Origin of the sequence: uncultured Microscilla sp. (genome assembly GCF_947493425.1) — a bacterium.
Classification (GTDB): domain Bacteria; phylum Bacteroidota; class Bacteroidia; order Cytophagales; family Microscillaceae; genus Microscilla.
Map to the genome: position 1 here is coordinate 1 of NZ_CANLRP010000050.1, position 19,822 is coordinate 19,822.

Below are 19,822 nucleotides of genomic sequence, written 5' to 3' on the forward strand. Positions count from 1 at the left end.
CTATTTGAAAATAAGCGTGCTATGAATTTATTAGCTACCTGTGAGACAGGGTGTACCTAGCACCTAACACCTAGTCCCTAGAACCCTGTTATTACCACCAACTAAATAAAACACACATGGCAAAGGCAGTCAAATACATCGGGTTGCTGGCTACCTTTCTACTATATCACTCTTTGGTAAAGGCGCAGCCCATTGTCTCAAGCAAAGACAGTAGCCAAGTAAACCGTTCACGGTTACGCACCCTCATTGTGGGTAGTTCGGTATTGTATGGGGCTGGTTTGGTAGGCTTAAATGAGGTTTGGTACAAAAACTCTCCCAGACAGTCATTTCATTGGTTTGATGATAGCCAGGAGTGGAAACAAGTAGATAAAGTAGGGCATTTTTACAGTACCTATCATTTTAGCCTGGGGGCTTCCAGGGCTTTTCGCTGGACAGGCTTGTCAGAAAAAAAGTCGATGTTTTGGGGAGCCATCATGGGCATTGTGGTAATGACCCCAATAGAAATCCTCGATGGGTTTTCGGCGGGTTATGGTGCTTCACTCAGCGATTTTTTTGCCAATGCCAGCGGGGCTATGTTTTTGTATGGGCAACACGCCTTGTGGGGCGAAACCCGTATCCATCCCAAATATTCGTTTCATCGTACCAAATACCCCCATCAACGCCCTGAATTGTTGGGCAAATCGTTTTCTGAGGAAATATTGAAAGATTACAACGGGCAAACTTTTTGGCTTTCAGTAGACGTTGATAAATTTTTGCCAAAAGGCAACCGCTATCCCAAATGGCTCAACCTGGCAGTAGGCTATGGTGCCGAAAATATGATTTTTGCCCGTGACTATCAAAACATTAACGCAGGGCTTCCTCCTTATCGTCAACTTTACCTTTCGCTTGACCTCGACCTTACCGCCATCAAAACTAAAAGTAAGTTTTTAAAAAGTTTGATTTTTTTTGTCAATATGATTCATTTGCCAGCCCCCGCTATATCGTTTAGTTCGGCAAAAGGGGTGAGGTTTCATGGGTGGTATTACTAAAGGGGTAAACCTTGAGCGAGGAGGTCATCGAATGGTTCTATTGGCGTTAAAGGCAATGAGTATTTACCTTAGGAATGGTGAGAAATTAAATTACCATTCTTGAGGTAGAGGTTTTGTTTTGAGACGAGGCTATTTTTTGCGCCCATAGCAGCGCTACGGGTAATAAAAATAACGAAGTATCAAGGCGAAAAATCACCCCTCAGAGTGTAAATTTATTTTTGAACAATTCCTTAGGGAGTGTTATAGCTGATATCTTCAATTGGTTAACGTAAGTTGTGGGTTATAGAATTAAAAGCTTTGATTATCAAAAGTTTGACTATTTTTTGAACTTGAATAATAGTCACTTGAAGCACCGATATACATCGGTATCTAAGGACTTGCGACTCATACCTTGTAGCTTGAATTAGTGAATTAAAGTTTGATCACCTATTGTTATTTGATAAAGAGTTATTTTTGTGCATAAAATGTGTACTTTTCAACCAAATAACTCTTATTATAAAAGGTGGTGACTTATGCGCCACCCTGTTTGTTCACCTACTTTCCTTAGGTTATGCCTATATATACCCAAGTTGTAGTTGATAAATGGAAAAAAAAGCACAGATTTTTACTGAAATAAAATATAACTTACTGAAAATCAGTAATAAAAAAGAGCAACAATTAAAAATTGCTGCCCTTGTACATCTAAATTAACACTGATAAAAAAACGTCTATTCTTTAGTTGATCCCATCCACATTAGGTACATTGTTACCACGTCTCTTTTTACGCTTGCGGCGTTTTTTGCGTAGCTCACGCATTTTGCGGGCATCCATCGACATTTTACCAAAACGATAAGAAAAGCTCAGAAATGCAATGCGGGTTTCTGGCTTAAAGTTACCCACTTGCATAAAGTCAGTGCCATTGGTAAGGAAGCCATAACGACGGGTATTAAATATATCGCTTACTCTTAGCCCCAGGGTGCCTTTGCCTTTCAATACTTTATAGTTAATGGCGGCATCTACTGAATACACTTCTTCCATTTCGCCTTGTGCCAATACAATAGGAGCACGGTAGCGCCCTGTAACCTGGGCGTTGAATTTAGAACTAAACTTAAAGTTACTCAACAGCTTGGTTTGGTAGCTAAATGCTTCATTGTTGAGTTCATTTTCAAGGTTCGAACCATCAATTTCGGTTTTATAAAAGTTACCACTCAGGGTAAAGTTCCACCATTTGGTCGCCCTCATATTAAAAGCCCCCTCTATGCCATAGTTACGCCCCGACTCCAGGTTGTCATACGAGCGGGTAATGATATTATTGACGTTGTCTTCCAACAGAATACGTTGAATATTGCCCCGAATGTCTCTAAAATAAGTGGTCATGTTCAAGGTGATGCCTTTGTGGGTATGGGTATAGCTTAACTCATAAGAGTTGATAAACTCAGGCAGTAAGGCCGGGTTTCCCTGAAACTGGTTGTTGGCATCTATTCTGATAATAAAAGGGTTGAGGGCACGGGTGCGAGGACGGTTGATGCGTCGACTATAGTTAGCAGTAAACGTTCCTTGTTTACTGATTTTATAGCTTATAAAACCACTTGGAAACATATTTAAAAACTCATTTCTGTAGTTTTGGTCAGTGTTTTCAACTACCGCATCCGACATGGTTTGTTCTACTCGTAACCCTACCTGAAAGCTTAACTTTTTGGTCAATTCGTGGTTGTAGATACCATAAGCGGCGTGTACTTGCTCATCGTAACGAAAATCATTGTTTTGAGTAAGGTCTGGAATGTAGTTGCCCGTTCCGGTGGCATCGTTCAATACCGAATAACCATTGAATATATTTCTTATGGTAGTTTTGAGTCCCATTTCCAATTTCACACTTTTATTTACTGGCAACTCAAAATCCAATTGAGCGGTAGTTATATTAAACTTGTTGTCGGTTTCGTTAATAGTCAATGCCGAATTGCCTCCCGTGGGCGTACCATCCTCATTGCGAGGGGCCAGGGCAAGGTCTGAGCTAAACAAGCTGCTTGAACGCGAATGACGTATATCTAACGCCAGGACTTTATCAGGGTTATTAAAATATCTTTTGTAGCCAGCGTTAAAATCCATATTATTGCCATCACTGCCCAACTCATTGTCGAGCAATGAGCGCGACAAAAAAGTACGATTGCCTCCGTTTACTTGTTGCTCGTTTACCTGGTCAGTGATCATGTCTCTGCCAAAGCCTCTGATGCTGTACAAACCACTAAAAGTCAAAGTGTTTTTTTCGTTCAGGTTGATGTCTATTCCTGCTTTGAGCAAATTTGAATGAAACTGCATGTCACCATCACCTACTTGATTCAAAAAAGTAGTCGTATCACGGGCGTCGTTATAAGTTTCACGCACATTGGTAGAGTTCATAAAACGGTTAAACAAGTTGCCGCTATAATTTACATAGGCGTTGATAGCCCCAGTACGCAACCCCAAACGAAGCGAACCACTGTATTTGTCGTTGGTACCTACATTGAGGTTTACAAAACCATTCATTCCACGCAATACGTTTTTTTTCAGTACAATATTGATGATGCCCGACATGCCGTCTGGGTCATATTTTGCCGAAGGATTGGTGATTACTTCTATTTTTTTGATGCTCGACGCCGGAATTTGCTCCAAAGCAGCCTGGCGCCCACCCCCTGTCAATCCAGAAGGCTTGCCATCAATAAATACCGTTACATTGGCGCTTCCGCGTAAACTCACATTGCCGTCCTGGTCTACATCTACTGAGGGCACATTTTGCAGCGCATCTAACGAGGTGCCACCAGTACTGGTAATGTTTTTTTCTACGTTGAACACCTTGCGATCGGCTTTGATCTCCATTGTTTCACGCTCAGCGGTCACAGTGACTGTGCCCAGCTTTTCGGCGTTCGATTGTATGCCCACTTCTCCCATATTTTGTTCTATGCCATCGCCCCGGTATTTTTTAGGAAAGAGTTTGATGGGACCCAGGGTTTTCACTTTATAACCAATATAATTTACTTTGAGCTGGTACATGCCTAGCTTTACCTCACTGATAGAAAACTTGCCCTTGTCATTGGCAATGGCTCCTGTAATTATTTTTTTTGTACGCATGTTTACCAACGCCACCGTAGCAAACTCTACTGGTTTTCCGGTAGAAGCATCTTTCACCACGCCATATACTTTTCCGATGGCGGGCATTTGCCTTTTTTGCCCTTTTTTGACAGGAGGTTTTTTTTGCTGTGCCTGAGTACTTGTAAAGCCTAGTATCAGTCCAAACACTAATAATTTGGTAATAAGAAGGTTTTTCATGGTATAATTCTTTAATGTATAATTTTTCATGGTATAAATGTTTTCTTAGGAATGTATGCTGTTTGGTTAAAAATAGGAATGAACCATCAACTGCAGCCTGCATCATCTTTAAAAAATCACACTTTTATGCTGTATTTGGTTGCTCTATATGGGAAGCAACGTTTTTACAAAACTAGTGAATGGCTCTATTTCATACATGTATAATCTACCTATAGCCTTATTTTCTAGACCAATCACCCAATCACATCTCTATGAAATGCCTGATTTTATAGATAAGTTAAAGTACAGATTATCAATTATTTAACAAATTATTAACAGGTTGTAGTGGGAGGTTACTCTACTTTGTGGGCGTTTAAGCGCAGGAGTGTTGAACGTTTTTTCTTGCTTTTGCTACAAGCTGTATGTTGAAGGTCGTTGCCTAAACTTGTTTATCCCCTTAAACTTATAGAACTTTGCAGTTACAAACATTCGGGGCAACTGAACTGCCCTCACTACCTTTTAAAAGACTAAGATGATGGCAACAGTAAGCCAAAAACAAGATATAAGAAAACTTTCAGTGGCTGATATTAGCAGCTTTTTGGCAAGTAAAGGTGAGAAAGCCTTTCGAGCCAAACAAATATATGCCTGGCTATGGCAAAAGTCGGCAAATAGTTTTGAGGAGATGACCAATTTGTCGCTCAAGCTGCGGGAAATGTTGCAAACACACTTCGACATTACTGCATTGACGGTAGATCAACAACAAATTAGTAATGACCAAACAATTAAGTCTACCTTTAAGCTTTACGATAACCATATCATAGAAGGAGTACTCATTCCGGCTAAAGACCGAATGACTGCCTGTGTGTCGTCGCAAGTGGGTTGCTCGCTTACCTGTAAGTTTTGTGCTACAGGTTATATGTCACGCAAGCGTAACCTTGAACCAGGAGAAATTTATGATCAGGTAGTGGCCATTGCCCGACAAGCCGAAGAAAACTACCAACAACCCCTTACCAATATAGTATATATGGGGATGGGCGAACCTTTGCTCAATTATGCCAACGTACTAAAGTCAGTAGAGCACATTACCTCGCCCGAAGGCTTAAATATGTCGCCTAAGCGAATTACAGTATCTACCGCAGGCATTGCCAAAATGATTAGAAAACTAGGCGATGACGAAGTGAAGTTTAACCTGGCTTTGTCGTTGCACGCTGCCAACGATGAAAAGCGCAACGAAATAATGCCCATCAACGAGAGCAACACCTTGGTAGCTTTGCGCGATGCATTGAAATACTACTTTCAGAAAACCAAAAACCGGGTGACTTACGAGTATATTGTGTTTCATAACTTTAACGACTCGCTCAAAGACGCTGAAGAGTTATACCGTTTTACCCGTCATTTGCCTTGTAAAGTAAACATTATAGAGTATAACCCCATTGCAGAAGCAGATTTTGTAAATACTAAAGAAGATAAGTTGGCTAAATTTGCCAAATACCTGGAAGGCAAAGGGGTGATTGTAAACGTGAGACGTAGCCGAGGCAAAGACATTGACGCTGCCTGTGGACAATTGGCAATCAAAGAAGAGAAATAGTTGACATGTAGTTCTATAGCCATAAAAAAAGCGTAGTTGTTTCAATAACAACTACGCTTTTTTGATATGGAGTAATGAAAACCAAGTCCCCAGCTCCTAAAACCTATAACTTATCTCCTAAAACTCAACACCCCCCCCGAACAATAGTCAGAGGTTTTCTTGGTATCGTAAGTAAACCGAATGTAGTAGATACCAGTACGTTGGCAAGTGTACTGAATAGCATCGTAATACTTACCATCTACATAACTAGTAGCAATGGCTTTTTTACGTGAATTGAGCAACGTAATTTGTAAACCTTCGTTTTTGCGGCCTTTTCTGGCAAGCGATATAAGGTATTTTGAGTTACGGCTAAGAATGTAAGAGTATTCAATTTTTTTCTTTTTGCCATTCAACCCATTGACAGGGTATCCTTTGAGAAAGGTAAAACCTTTGGGTAGACTGCTAATACCCTTGCGTACAATTTGCTTGGCTGAGCAGGGAGCGTTGGTTACCGGAGTAGGTGATGGGTGGAACCAAGACATTAACGAAGCGAGTAAGAAACTGAAGATCATGAGTAGCTTTGTTTTTTGTTGATACTAAAAAGACTTTCCAAATTATAAAAATTCAGAAAGCCTTTGAATAAAGTGGTGATATATTTAACAGAGTTGATTAACGTTTGAACGCCAATACACCTCCTGCGCAATAATCGTGTTTGCCATCAAACTTAAAGGTAATGTAGTAGATACCAGTAGCACCACATTTATACCCTAAACCTGGGTAATATTTACCTTTTACATAGCTTGAGGCTATTTTTTTTCTTCTAGAGTTCATAATCGAAACAATTACTCCTACATTTTTTGGGTGACTATTTTTTAGTCTCACAGTGTAAGTAGAGTTCTTACTGAAAATGTATGAGTACTTAATCGTTTTTCTTGCTCCACCTCTACCATCAATCGGGTAAGCTTTCAGGAAAGTATAACCTCTTGGTAGTTTGCTGATTGCTGCGTCAGTAAAAGCTTTTGTATTGCAAGCCATTGGTTTTACAGCTTCTGCCTTCACTGGCGTAGTTGGTGAAACATTGGTGAATGAAAGAAAAAACGACAGAATTAGATTCAAGACCATCATAATAATTTTGGTTTTTTAGTAGAATTATGTCAAAAATGCTTTGTTTTTATTCTTTGTGTAAAACAATTGATCTGTTAGAGATTTAAACAAAAAATATAAATCAATCTCATAAAAGCTTACTTTACAAATGTATAATATTTTTTGAAAAACCCCACATCATCGAAACTTTTTAAAAGATCAAATGATATGGCTCACTGGATTTTCTTAAGTAACTCATTCCGCTTTGAAAAATTTTACATAATCAAACAAAATTATAGATTATGCTTGTTTTATTAGACGAAATGATTGATTTGTAATACCTGTATTTATCAGGTTTTTAAAAGCTTTCCAATAACACATTCATACGAAAACTAAGCGGGTTTAGTTTTTCTAATATTTGAGAAATGAACGCAGGGTTATTGACATAAATACTCAAAATATTGTCTTTACGCTCTTGTGGGGCACCATTTGGAAACAATTTTTCTTTCAATTTTAGTAGTTGATTAATTTCAGTTTCCAATTTACGCTCTTCCGACTTCTTAAGTCTTTTCTCTATATTGCCCAACGACTTCAGGCTTTTTTGCTGCTCCGATTTAATAAAACCTTCCAATGATTTATCTACCTCCAGGGCTTTTTGCACCACACTCGCAAACGCTTTATTGAGAGCTTCTACCTCTTGGTCGAGCTTAAGCTCGTTTTCTGAGTTTTTGAGGACAAAATTTTTACGCAATGTTACCTCGTCCAAAAATAAGTCGGCAATGCTTAAATCCAACTTTTCCTTTTTCTTATGATTGATGTGGTCAACAAAAAGCACAAAGTTGCGGGGTTGTAACAAAGGAAAAGGACATTGGTAATGCTCGAACACCCCTTTGAGCTGTAGCCAGTACACAAGTTCGCTTGGACCACCTATATAGCTCAGGTTGGGCAAAATACACTCTTGATACAAGGGACGCAAAATAACATTGGGGCTAAACCTTTCGGGGTGCTGCTCAATGAGTGCTTCCATTTGAGCAGTTGAAAAGCTCAAGTCGGTATTCAAAACCTTAAACTCTTCGCCCTCCCAAACAATGCGTTCACGGGTGTTGCCTTCCAGATAAAAGAAATTGATTTCGCGGGGGGTTACTTGAGTTTTGTAATTGAGTTGATCTAGTTTTTCGCTGGTTTGGCGTACAATGTCAAAAGATGCCGGGGTCAGCACCTCTTCTTTGATAATGGGCTGAAACACCTTTTTGAGTCCAGTATGGTCAGCATCCAGAATCACCAGGTCAGTATTGGCAAATAGTTGGTGTACCAGGTAGCGGGTGGCATCGCTCAACGATGAGTGCTGAGCGTAAGCCTGGGCAAATAAATCGGTTTTGGGCTCATTGATCTGTTCAAATATTTGGGCTACATTTTCGGGGTTAAACCGTCCCACAGCTCCAGTTTGGTCAGTGTTCCAGGTGTAGGTTTTGCCAAACAAATTGAAATGATTGATTTCGGCAAAGTCGTGGTCTTCGCTTGCCATCCAATAAACAGGTATAAAGTTGTACGCTGGATATTTGGCTTTCAGTGCTTTGGCAGTATTAATTGCCGCAGCAATTTTATATACAAAATACAAAGGTCCCGTGGCCAGGTTGAGCTGGTGCCCGGTAGTTACAGTAAAAGTGTTTTTATCGAGCAAAGCATCTATTTGTGCCTGAGGGGGTGCGGGCACTTGTTGGTATTGTTGGGTGAGTGCCTCGTGTAGTACTTGGCGGGTATCAGCCGAAAACGTTTTTTTGAGGGCTATTTGCTGTTCGAAGTTTTCGATGTGGGGCAATTGGTGATAAAACTCCTTCAGGGCATCCTTTCCGCTGATATAGTCTACAAAAGTGTCAGAGAATACGCCTGCTTGGGCAAAATCAATTTGATGTAATTGCATGGTGTAACTTGTTTGTTTATGTTGAAGCCTTCGGTATTTTAGTATTTGAATAATAAACGTAAGCCAAACTAAAGACTACGGCTGAGTTTGAGTAATTTATTGATTATTAGATAGTTGTTTTGGGCTGACGAATGAAACCTTTATTCGTGAAGCAAAAATACAGGGATTTTTAAATGTGTCCTGTTAAATGGATGTTAAGTTAGATTAGCCCTGGTTTTTTTTATATCAAATGGTCAAATTCAGGGTTTAACAAGTATTTAGTGATGTAATTAAAATTGTTAATTTCGTTGTTAGTCTTACAAATACTTTCTTGCTATATTATCCATCCAATCAAACCTATTCAAATAATAAAACAATAACAATACACTCATATAACAATAAACAACAAATTATGATGCGGATGAGGGCTTTTACTATGATGATGTTGCTATGGCTGGCAGGTATGCATACAGCCCAGGCACAACAAAAAGACTATCAGAAATTGTACAATGACATGGTACAAGCTGCCAGGCAAAAAAAATATCCTACTGCCGTAAAATACGCCGAAGAAATGCTACCAGGCATAGAGGGTGTATTAGGAAAAGGCTCTAAACAACTGGGTTCTTTTTACTATAGTGTAGCTGGGTTTTACCAGGCAGTACAAAAGTACGACAAAGCAGCGCAAATGTACCAACAGTCGCTGGCAATACGAAAAAACTTAGAGGGGGGCAAAGCTGCCAGTTATTTCAAAACTCAACGACGCTTGGCAAGGCTTTACCTTCAGACTAAAAAAATGGCCAAGGCAGAGAAAATTTATGCCCAAATGCTCGAAAGCCAGAAAAGTGCCCTGGGCGAGAAAAGCCCTGAATATGCCCTTACCTTGTATAACCTGGCCAACCTCAACAGGGACTTGGGCAAACCTGCAGAAGCGAAAAAATACTATACGCAGGCATTGGCTATTCAAAAAGCGAGCATAGGCGAACAACACCCCGATTATTTGAATACCCTCGAAGGGTTGGCGTTTTTGTATAATCAGGAAGGAGACTATAAAAAAGCAATGCCTTTGTTTGAAAAAATATGGCAAACCTATAAAGCGACCGTAAAAAACAGCCACCCCCAATACATAAGAGCCGTAGGCAACCTTGCTGAAATTTACTTTGCGGTAGGCAAGTACAACAAAGCCGATCCTTTGTACAACGAAACAGTGCAGCTCCTTAAAGCTACTAAAAGCCCTTTGTATGGCAGGTATTTGGCAAGCATGGCGGTGCTCAAAGAGGTGCAGGATCGTTATGACGAGGCCGAAAAACTGTACAAAGAAGCCATTGCTGAATTGAAAAAAGAGGTGGGTGAGCAACACCCCGATTATGCCCAGGCGATGCACGACTTTGGCAAGCTGTATGAGCTGAAAAATGAGCTCAACAAAGCCGAACAGATGATGAAAAAGGCGCAAACGATTAGAGCGCAGGCGTATGGCAAAAGCTCACCCAAATACGCTGAATCATTGAATGACCTAGCCAAGTTGTATTTTAAGATGGGCAAGCATCAACAGGCGCTTACCTATGCCAAACAAGCACTAGAGATTCGTCAGAAAGGCAATGACAAAGCCGCAGAGATGACCACCATCCGAAACATAGCGAATATCTATTGGACTTTGAAACGGTTTACCGAAGCCGAAAAGTATTACAAAACGGTGTTGGATTACCAAAAAAAGACCCAAGGAGCGTTGCACAAAGAGTATTTGACCACGCTCAATCGCCTGGGGGAGATGTATGATGCCCAAAATCGATTGAAAGAAGCCGTTCAGGTATATAAAAAAGTACTCAAAGGAAGGGCGCAAACATTGGGTACCAACCACCGCGATTATTTGCTTACTTCGTATGACCTGGCAATGGTGTACATTACCGAAGAAAACAAGTTAGACAGTGCTTTTAGCCTATTGCAGGATCTGGAAAAAAACGCCAGTGTATTGCGTAAGATGCCAGATGTATATGCCAATATATTAAGAAACCTGGGCGGGATTTATTACCAACAAGGTAAAATAACTGAAGCTAAAAAACGCTTTGCCCAGTGTATAAAAGTGTACCCCCGACGCGATGAAAGTTATATTTATTTTCTTAACTCTTTGGCTGCCTCTTATGTAGAGTCGGGTAGCTATACTACTGCCGACTCGCTGTATTCGGCATCGTTGCGGTTGAGTCGACAAAAGTATGGGCGTAATAGTGAAATATATGCGGTGACACTTGACGAGTCGGGCAAGATGTATGAACAAGCAGGGCGCTACGACGAAGCCCTGAAAAATTACCAGGAGGCATTGAAACTGGAGAAGAAAATAAAGGGTGCCAATAGCCCCGAATACGCCCGCGCGCTACACGATTTGGGGGTGGTGTTTAAGGCAATGGGTAAATATGCCGAAGCCGAACAAAGTTTTTTGAAGGCAGAGCAACTACGTAAGGTAAACCCGGGTGTTGCCTCTTACGCTTATTCTGCTACATTAAACGGGATGGGCAATTTGTATAAAGCAATGGGACGCTATCAGGAAGCCGAAAAGATGTATATACAAGCGCTCGATATTAGACGAAAAACGCTGGGGGAACAACATTTTGAGTATGCCGTTACCTTGAACGACTTGGCGGGGTTATACCGTAAACTGGGCAAGAAAGCCGAAGCACGTAAATTGTATACTCAGGCGTTGGCTATTAGGCAGGCAGAGCTGGGCGAGCAACACCCCGATTATGCGTCGTCTTTAGACAACCTGGCGGGTTTGTACCGAGATGAGGGCAACAAACAAAAAGCCGAAGAATATTACTTAAGGGCGCTTGAGATCAGAGGGAAAACGTTGGGCAATAACCACCCAGCTTATGCGGCATCGTTGAACAACCTGGCGGTGTTTTATGAAGAGTTGGGCAAATTGGCTGAGGCAGAGCAAGCTTATAAACAAACTATAGATATTTTTAAAGAAAAACTAGGCGACAATCACCCTGATTATGCAGCGGCTTTGGGTAATTTGGGCGTTTTCTTAGAAGCCCAGGGTAAGTTTGACCAAGCCGAGCAGTACTTTAGCAAGGCAGTGAAGATTGTGCTCAGGCAAATTGATCATACTTTTTCTTCGTTAAGCGAAGATGAAAAAAAACAGTTTTATGAAGTCAATAAGCGCTTTATAGATGGTTTTATGCGTTTTGCCTTCAATTCATCAGGCTTGCGGTTGTCAAAGGGGCAAACCAAGCTACCAGTATTGGGCGATGCGTATAACTTACAGTTGGCTACCAAAGCCCTTATTTTGAATGCTACCTCTAAGGTACGGCGCCGTATTATGGCAAGCGGCAACCAGGCTTTGATTACCAAATACAATGAGTGGCAAGAGGTGAGAGAACAGATTGCCAATTTGTATAACCTGGGCGATGCTGCGCTCAACCGCAAGGGAATTAATGTACAAGCCTTGGAAGCAAAGGCCAACTCGCTAGAGCGGGAGTTGTCTGCCAAAGCCGAGGGGTTTCGTGGGGCTTATAACCCTTCATTACCCACTTGGCGCGATGTGCAAAAGCGTTTGAAGCCAGGCGAAGCAGCTATAGAAATGATACGTTTGCGTACGCGTAAAGACAGTGTTTACTACAGCGTGCTGGTGATAAAACCTGAGACTAAAGAGCATCCGGAGTTTTTGACCATTCGCAATGGTAAAAAGCTTGAAACCCGTTATGTAGCGTATTATAAAAATGCCATTCGCTTTAAACGCCAAGACCGCTACTCTTATAAAATGTTTTGGCAACCTTTTCGTAAAGCACTCAAAGGGGTAAAAAAGGTATACATTTCGCCCGATGGTGTGTATAATCAAATTAACCTAAATACGCTCCAAAATCTCGAAACGAACAAGTATGTACTGGACGAACTAGAGGTAGCGATGGTGACCAATACCCGCGATATATTAGGCTTTGGTAAGCGTACAACTACCCACAAGCAAGCGGTATTGTTGGGGCACCCCAAATACTATATCAAGCCGGAAGGCAAGATAAATATGGTGAAGAAAAAAAATAACCTGGATCAACAACAAGACTCCTGGCTGAAGCACGCTTTTTTTGCCGACTTGCCAGGTACAGCAGTAGAAATAGCTGGTATAAAAAAGGTGTTAAAACGACAAGCCTGGAACACAGAGGTTCATTTGGGTAACAAAGCCCTTGAAGACAGCTTGAAAACAATCAAAAACCCTGATATTTTGCATATTGCCACGCATGGTTTTTTTATTCCTTCGCTTAGTGATGGAGAGCAGGATTCGCGTGGGGTAAAAATAAAAGCCCAGAAAAAGAAGAAAAAGGGCAGTAACCCACTAGACAATGACCCTATGTTGCGTTCGGGGTTGATTTTGGCCGGAGTGACAGATTATTTTAAGGCAACCGAGAAGCCCAACACCGATGATGGGGTGCTGACAGCTTATGAGGCAATGAACCTACAGCTTGATGAAACCGATTTGGTGGTGCTGTCGGCGTGTGAAACCGGGCTGGGCAAGGTACAAAGTGGCGAAGGGGTATATGGGCTGCAGCGAGCTTTAAAAATAGCGGGGGCGCGTACCGTGCTTATGAGTTTATGGAAGGTGAGCGATGAGGCGACCCAAAAACTGATGAATGCTTTTTATGAAGAGTGGCTTAAGTCGGGGAATAAAAGGCAGGCTTTTCAGAAAGCGCAACTAAAAATAAGAAAAGATTATAGTCACCCATATTATTGGGGGGCTTTTGTAATGGTGGGGGAATAGTATTTTTTCACTCAAATTGCCAGACCCGCCAGATGTTCCAAACCTGGCGGATCTGACTAAAAACGCGTCTGTTTTTGGGCATAATGATAGCCCTTTTTACAGCTCTAATACTAGGTTTACCTTAAATACCTCTTCACCAGGGGTTACTTTGAGGGTATACTTATGAGCATATAGCAGCTCAAGTTGCCTTTGCGCGTTTTTGAGCCCCAAGCCCGACTTTTCTTCTAATTGATTGTTGGCAAACGGATTTACCGTGTTTTCTACCCAAAAGCTCAATTGCTGGTTGGTTACTTTTAGCTCAATGCTAATCGACGACGTTTGTTGTTTGCTAATGCCATGTTTAAAAGCGTTCTCGACAAAAGTAATCAGCAACATAGGGGCAATTAGGCATTCAGGCGCATCTATTGCCACCTCAAAGTTAATATTTACGGGATTGTGTTTGCCGGCAAACCGCAGCTTTTGCAACTCTATATAAGTCTCAATATAAGCCACTTCGCGCTCCAGGGCTATTTTATCCACATTGCTTTCGTGCAACATGTACCTAATCAGTTTCGATAGCTTGGCAATGCCTTCTGCGGTTCGTTCCGATCCGTCGTTTAATGCCGAAGCATATAGGTTATTGAGGGTATTGAACAAAAAATGAGGGTTCATCTGCGACTTCAAAAATTTGAGCTCGGTTTGAAGCTTGGCTTGTTGCAAATATTGCTTTTCGGTTTCGTGCTGCACCCAATCTTGCGTAAAGCGAGCTCCAAAAGAAGTGACAATAAACATTAAATACAAGGCGGGTTGTATGCTTGCAAGGTTATGAAAATAATCAGGTGGGTAATTGTCTTGAGGCATGGTAGGCGGAATCACATTTACCAAAAAATAATCAATTCCTATTTCTATACCATAACACATCACTATCAAGGCTATAAAGTAATAGAGGTACTTGAAGTATTGCTTTTTTTGAAGAAAAGTAGGCATCAAAAACTCAGCATTGCCATAAAACAGTATTGCCTTAAAAATATTGCCTACCCATAGTGGAATCAAAAAACGCATATCGTGGTAGCGCACATCGTGAAAAATACTGTTCTTGTCAGAGTAAGTCAGCCTGCTAGATGAAAAGGTATAATAAAAGTAAGAAACCGCTACCCAAAAAAGTGCGTGCAATACTATGGTAATGATTTTTTGAGGTTTCATGCAAGGAGGTTTAACGTGGAACAGCTCGAAGTTAGGCAAAACCTATGAATCTAATAAGAGGGAATGAGGTTTTTTTGATCAACGCCTGGGTTTATTGTACCAACGGTACATAATACTGTAAAACCGCTTTGTTACCAGCAATGGCACCATACATCAAAAATACCAGTACGTTGCTGTATTGAGTTTTTTATACTACCACAAGTTGCCTTCATTGCTGCCAATTAGAAAAGCTGAGGTGGCTTTACACAACCAATAAATATAAACTCATGAAAAAACTTACCTTATTCAATCTTTGTATTTGCTTAGTAGCAATGTTTGCCCTGGGTACATTACAAGCCCAAAACCACGCCCGCACCATTGACCAATACCTGACTAAAGCCCACCAAGAGGGTTTTACGGGAGTGGCTTTGGTGGCGCACAAAGACAAGATCATTTTTAGTCAAGGGTATGGCTTTGCCAATCGTGAAAAGCGCCTTGCTTTTGATCCAAACTCGGTATTTGACATTGGCTCTATTACCAAGCAGTTTACTGGGGCAGCCATTATGAAACTGGAAATGGAAGGCAAACTGAAAACGACTGATTTATTGAAAAAATATTTGCCCAACTTGCCCACCCACATGCACAAAATTACCCTCCATCACTTGCTTACCCACAGCGCAGGCTTGCCCGGTGGCATAGGCCCCGACGAGGAGGTGTTGAGTAAAGAAGCTTACCTGAAAAGGTTGTTTACCAAAAAACTAAGTGATTCGTTTGGCTCGTTTGCTTATAGCAATGTGGGGTACAGCCTGTTGGCAATGGTTATAGAGCAAGCAAGCGGGATGGAGTATGAGCAGTTTTTACACAAAAAAATATTTGTTCCTGCCGGAATGACTCAAACCGGGTATAGATTGCCCACCTGGAACACCAAAAATATAGTAGTGGGTTATCGCAATGGCAACCGTTGGGGCAGTACCCACCTCAAGTGCCATTACGACCAAGGCGTTACTTACCACCTCAAGGGCAACGGAGGCATTATGTCTACCGTGCTCGACCTACACAAGTGGTACAAGGCAATTAAAAACAACACTGTATTGTCGAAAGAGGCCACCCAAAAATACATTGCCAAACATATAAAAGACGGAGGCGGACACTATGGTTATGGTTGGGGCACCGAACCTAAGCCCGGCAGAGAAATAGTGTGGCACAATGGCGGCAATGGTTTTTTTAATGCTTTTATGGGGTATTATCTTGCCAAAGATTTGGTAATTATTGTGGCCACCAACTATGGTACAAGTGCTGACCCTTATGCCCACCAAATAGACCGTATCATGCACGGCGAGTTTAAAACAATGAATGAAAAACTGGCAAAGCGCTATGGGGGGGCGTATCGCTTGCCTTCCGGCGAAAAATTTAAGGTACGTTTCAACGCCAACAGTCAGTTAGAGGTACCTATTACCACTGCCAAGTTATACACGCTTTTTTCAGGTACCAATACTGACAAGGTTTCCGTAGCAAAGGCTTATAACCAAAAAATAACCGTACTTGTCAACGCCTTGCTCCAGCACGATTATGCTCAATACGCCAAGTTAGAACATCAGTATATGACTGAAGAGTCAGAAGAAGCAATAGCACGCCAAATAAAACGCAGTCTTGAACGCAGAGAGAAACGCCTGGGCAAAATACAGGCAGTGGAGGTGTTGGGCAGTGTGGCGCGTCAGGGTGGAAAATATTATTTAAGTGCAGCAAAACTCACCTTTGCAAAGGGAAATCATTATGTTTTTTATACCTGGCAAGGAAACCAACTGATTGGTATGAGGGCATTGAACGAAGCTGGAATGACCAAAAAGTTTGATTACCAGGGTGAGCAAACCTTTTTTGCAAAAAGCAACCAGCTTAAAATACAACTCACTACCCAACAAGGCAAGCCTGCTATAAGGGTAGGAGACAAGGTGTTGGTGAAGGAGTAGGGGCTGTTTATTATAGCTTTAAGCGACAAGTAACAAGCTTCACGGAGTTGGAAACACGGGCAAGCCCTTAGATGCTGATGTATATCGGTGCAATAAGGCGCAAGGGCTTATCCTGCTAATGACTAATAATTTCATTTTCAGTATACTATGAATCGTTGCAAGCTTGTGAGCCCTCAGCAGTGAATTTTGTCAGTTGTACTATAATGCAATGCCGCTTTTACTAAAACTACAAAAGTGGTAACAGCCATTCACTTCGAGGTTGTTGCCATTTTATTTGCATCAAATCTACCTCAGGGTGAATGTAAGGCTGGCTTTTTCTACCATTAAACGCCAAGTACGACTTTGCCCTAATTTGGATTTTTGGGTGCCCCTCTTGCCTGAGTTGTTTGCCTAAGTGATGCGCCAACTGCAAGATCATATCGGGTTGGGTAGCCATCATTTTTTCCTGCAAAGGCGTCAGTATTTTGCCCGGTAAAATCTCCCATTGTTGTTGGGTTTGCGGGTCATGCGCCACAAAACTTACCAAACCCGTTTTTTCAATCAACATCACATTCCAGGCAAACCTAAACCCTTCCTCTGTCCAAAGAACATCGCCTTTGTACAACCAGTGGCGCAATGGTAGCAAACATTGAACGATTAAAAAAAACGCCACAAAACCCTTGACCAATCGAGTGCGCCAAGGCAGGGCAGGAGAGGAGTGGCTTGGCGCCAATACAGGCGATGAGAAAACCCTTTGGTAAAAACCCGTAGAGAAGAAAACTGTAGCACTCACCATCATTATCCAAGGAAAAATACCAATATTGAACAATAGCCAGGTAAGCAAGTGAAACACTACTACCAACCCATAAGCCACTGGGCGCGACACCCACCAGGCAAGCAAAAAAGCAATGCTCAAATCAAACAAAGCCCCTGCCCAGCTCATCAGGTAAGGCACCCAATCGTACTGAAGCCAGGCACCCACCAACGGGTAGTTGGTACGCACCGCAAGCCAGGTTTTGAGTGGTTCGGCGTATACCAACCAATCATACTTAAGCTTGGCTATTCCAGCAAAAAAATACACCAGCCCGATTTGGCAACGCAACGCCGCCACATACCAAAAAGGTACCGTTTGCTGGCGCAATTGAGCAAACCATTGTCTGTCGAGTGAAAAACGATGATGTAAAGGAAAAAAAATGAGCAAAAAACTCAATACACTGATAAAGTAATAATGATTAAGATAATTGGTCTTGTCAATGAGTTCTACGTAAGTAAAACCCAAAAAAAACAGCCCCATACTCAAGCGATAAAACAAGCCTAGTATAATGCATACACAAAGCACCATAAGCCCGCCAAACAACCAATACATACCATTGCCTGGCAAGGGCTGCACCCAATGAAACCCCTCAAAGGTAAAAAAGAACTTTGGCGTTATGTACAAATCTTTGATCCAACCTTTGGCGGCAAACCTTATAAGGCTGACCAGCATCAAGCTACCAAAAAAAATCCTGAAAACACCCAAAATAGCATTGTCTACCGGGCGAGCAAAGCGCGAAGTCTTCATAGTTTAACGCAATTATTTACTACCTACCAGGTATAAGCTAGGCATACTTTGTTGAAAGGCTTAAGCTTTTCGGCGGCAAGCCACAAGTGGAATTAGTTGGAGAACCTTTATAGGGGCAAGCCAAGTTGAAGCTGTTCTACAAACTTTCGTGGTTTTATATTACACTGATTTTTAGCGTTTTATAAAATTGGTGGATGAGGTGGGGAGTTTGAAGCTACTATAGCCCCAAGCTTGTGACTTGTCGCTTGTACCTTGAGGCTATCCAAGCCCTAGTGCTTTGGGAACTAAGTAGTTTATACACTATTTCGAGTTTATTTTGGTAGCTGTCAAACCTCCAAAAAACGAGCATAGCTTAAGCTACGTGAGTTTTTTTAGGTGAAGTCAGCAGGCAAAAGAAGCCGAAATATGTGAAAGGATTTTAGTACCCAGAGCACTAGTCCCCATCATTGTCATTAAACGTCACAATGCCCCCCAGTGCATTCATCATGTCTACCTTGATAAGTACCACTAGCTCACGGGCAAGCTCATACGCTGCTTTTGTTTGTGTTTGGTCAGCACTTACAGCCTCATACAAAGTAGGTTGAATGGCAAGCACCGCCTGTTTGGTTTTGGCAATGTGTGCCACTATACGATTGGCAAGCGATTGCCCACTGCCCGACGCTTTCAATGCATTGAGGTAATCATCAAAACCATCGCCCAAATCACCCTTAAAAACCATCGTCATCATATCCAGGTTTGCCACCAAGTGCGCCAGCGAAGTTTTACTGCGCCAAGCCTCCGTTTTTTCGGGTTGAGGGCTGCCATCCTTGAGTTGCACCCCCAGCGGCACACCCAGTTTGGTATTGGCAACAATTTCTGCCGTTTCAATCATTTTATTGGCAAGTGTATTGACGGCATCGTTGCCTCCCTGACTATTTTTAATAAAAGTCTGAAGATAATTGCCCCCGTTATTTGCCCACTCCTGCGCTACTGCCGTCACTTGCACTTCAATGTTTTGTGCTGCTGCCCTTACATAAGCCTTTCGGCGAATGGCTTGAGCATCGGTAGTAAACAAAGCAAGCATTTGTTCCAGTGTTTTTTCGTGGTCGAACAGCAAAAACTCGATGGCTGGAAACCCCTTGGCGGCAACCCCCAGTGTAGCCACATAAGCCTGGTCGAGCATGATAGAAGCATCGCCCAACACACTCTCAATGATATGAGTACGGGCAGGGTTAAAGTCGATTTTGAGGCTGGTTTCCTGCATTTTGATAGGGCCAAAGTTAAAAAAAGCACAGCGTTCCCATTGTAGCGTTGCGGCTTGCCAGGCATTGCGCACCAATTGCAGGTTTTCGGCAGTAGTTTCGGTTTCAAAAGCCTGGGCAGCCTTTACCAAAGTGCTCATCTTTTGCTGCAAAGTGTTTAATTGTGGCACAATGATATTATTCCCCACATTTTCCAGAATGAGTTGACGGTTATAACCTTCTTGCTCTTGTTTAATACAGCCCAGCAAACCCCACAGGCAGCAGATATAAAGTAGTATATTTCTTTTCATCAGTTTATTTCGCAGACTATCATCAATAGCCCACAGTGTTTGT

Annotated in this window: 11 protein-coding genes; 4 read left to right on the forward strand and 7 right to left on the reverse strand. The window is 41.9% G+C overall.

The features are described from left to right. The first annotated feature begins 116 nt into the window (after positions 1 to 116). Entirely contained in the window at positions 117 to 1,028 is a 912-nt protein-coding gene (locus Q0954_RS14540; RefSeq protein ID WP_299458054.1) for a DUF2279 domain-containing protein, read from the forward strand. Positions 1,029 to 1,742: 714 nt separating this feature from the next. Here Q0954_RS14540 and Q0954_RS14545 read toward each other — a convergent pair. Continuing rightward, positions 1,743 to 4,340: a TonB-dependent receptor family protein gene (locus Q0954_RS14545; RefSeq protein ID WP_299458056.1), complete on the reverse strand. Its 2,598-nt coding sequence runs from the start codon at positions 4,338 to 4,340 to the stop codon at positions 1,743 to 1,745. 484 nt (positions 4,341 to 4,824) lie between these two features. Between Q0954_RS14545 and rlmN the strand changes: the two genes are divergently transcribed. After that, positions 4,825 to 5,877, forward strand: a complete 1,053-nt coding sequence (gene rlmN, locus Q0954_RS14550; RefSeq protein WP_299458111.1) for a 23S rRNA (adenine(2503)-C(2))-methyltransferase RlmN — start codon at positions 4,825 to 4,827, stop codon at positions 5,875 to 5,877. A 110-nt stretch (positions 5,878 to 5,987) separates the two neighbouring features. Here the strand turns inward: rlmN and Q0954_RS14555 are convergent, their stop codons facing one another. The 3 genes from Q0954_RS14555 to bshC all read right to left on the reverse strand — a co-directional run bounded on the left by Q0954_RS14555 (position 5,988) and on the right by bshC (position 8,860). Next, positions 5,988 to 6,428 carry a hypothetical protein gene (locus Q0954_RS14555; RefSeq protein ID WP_299458058.1) on the reverse strand — a complete coding sequence of 147 codons (441 nt, stop codon included), beginning with the start codon at positions 6,426 to 6,428 and terminating at the stop codon, positions 5,988 to 5,990. A gap of 97 nt (positions 6,429 to 6,525) precedes the next feature. After that, on the reverse strand, positions 6,526 to 6,981 hold the full coding sequence (locus tag Q0954_RS14560; RefSeq protein ID WP_299458060.1) for a hypothetical protein: 456 nt from the start codon (positions 6,979 to 6,981) through the stop codon (positions 6,526 to 6,528). A 316-nt stretch (positions 6,982 to 7,297) separates the two neighbouring features. Next, entirely contained in the window at positions 7,298 to 8,860 is a 1,563-nt protein-coding gene (gene bshC, locus Q0954_RS14565) for a bacillithiol biosynthesis cysteine-adding enzyme BshC (protein ID WP_299458061.1), read from the reverse strand. A gap of 391 nt (positions 8,861 to 9,251) precedes the next feature. Here bshC and Q0954_RS14570 point away from each other — a divergent pair, with 391 nt between their 5' ends. After that, a complete protein-coding gene (locus tag Q0954_RS14570) occupies positions 9,252 to 13,580 on the forward strand; it encodes a tetratricopeptide repeat protein (RefSeq protein WP_299458063.1) in 4,329 nt (1,442 codons plus the stop codon). Positions 13,581 to 13,676: 96 nt separating this feature from the next. Here the strand turns inward: Q0954_RS14570 and Q0954_RS14575 are convergent, their stop codons facing one another. After that, entirely contained in the window at positions 13,677 to 14,762 is a 1,086-nt protein-coding gene (locus Q0954_RS14575) for a sensor histidine kinase (protein WP_299458066.1), read from the reverse strand. Between the two features lie 266 nt (positions 14,763 to 15,028). Between Q0954_RS14575 and Q0954_RS14580 the strand changes: the two genes are divergently transcribed. After that, entirely contained in the window at positions 15,029 to 16,708 is a 1,680-nt protein-coding gene (locus tag Q0954_RS14580; protein ID WP_299458067.1) for a serine hydrolase, read from the forward strand. Between the two features lie 226 nt (positions 16,709 to 16,934). On the opposite strand, the gene Q0954_RS14585 is transcribed toward Q0954_RS14580, so the two are convergent. Together Q0954_RS14585 and Q0954_RS14590 are read right to left on the reverse strand one after the other, a co-directional pair. Continuing rightward, on the reverse strand, positions 16,935 to 18,248 hold the full coding sequence (locus tag Q0954_RS14585; protein ID WP_299458070.1) for an HTTM domain-containing protein: 1,314 nt from the start codon (positions 18,246 to 18,248) through the stop codon (positions 16,935 to 16,937). Between the two features lie 433 nt (positions 18,249 to 18,681). Then, a complete protein-coding gene (locus Q0954_RS14590) occupies positions 18,682 to 19,779 on the reverse strand; it encodes an imelysin family protein (protein ID WP_299458073.1) in 1,098 nt (365 codons plus the stop codon). Between the last annotated feature and the right edge of the window lie 43 nt (positions 19,780 to 19,822).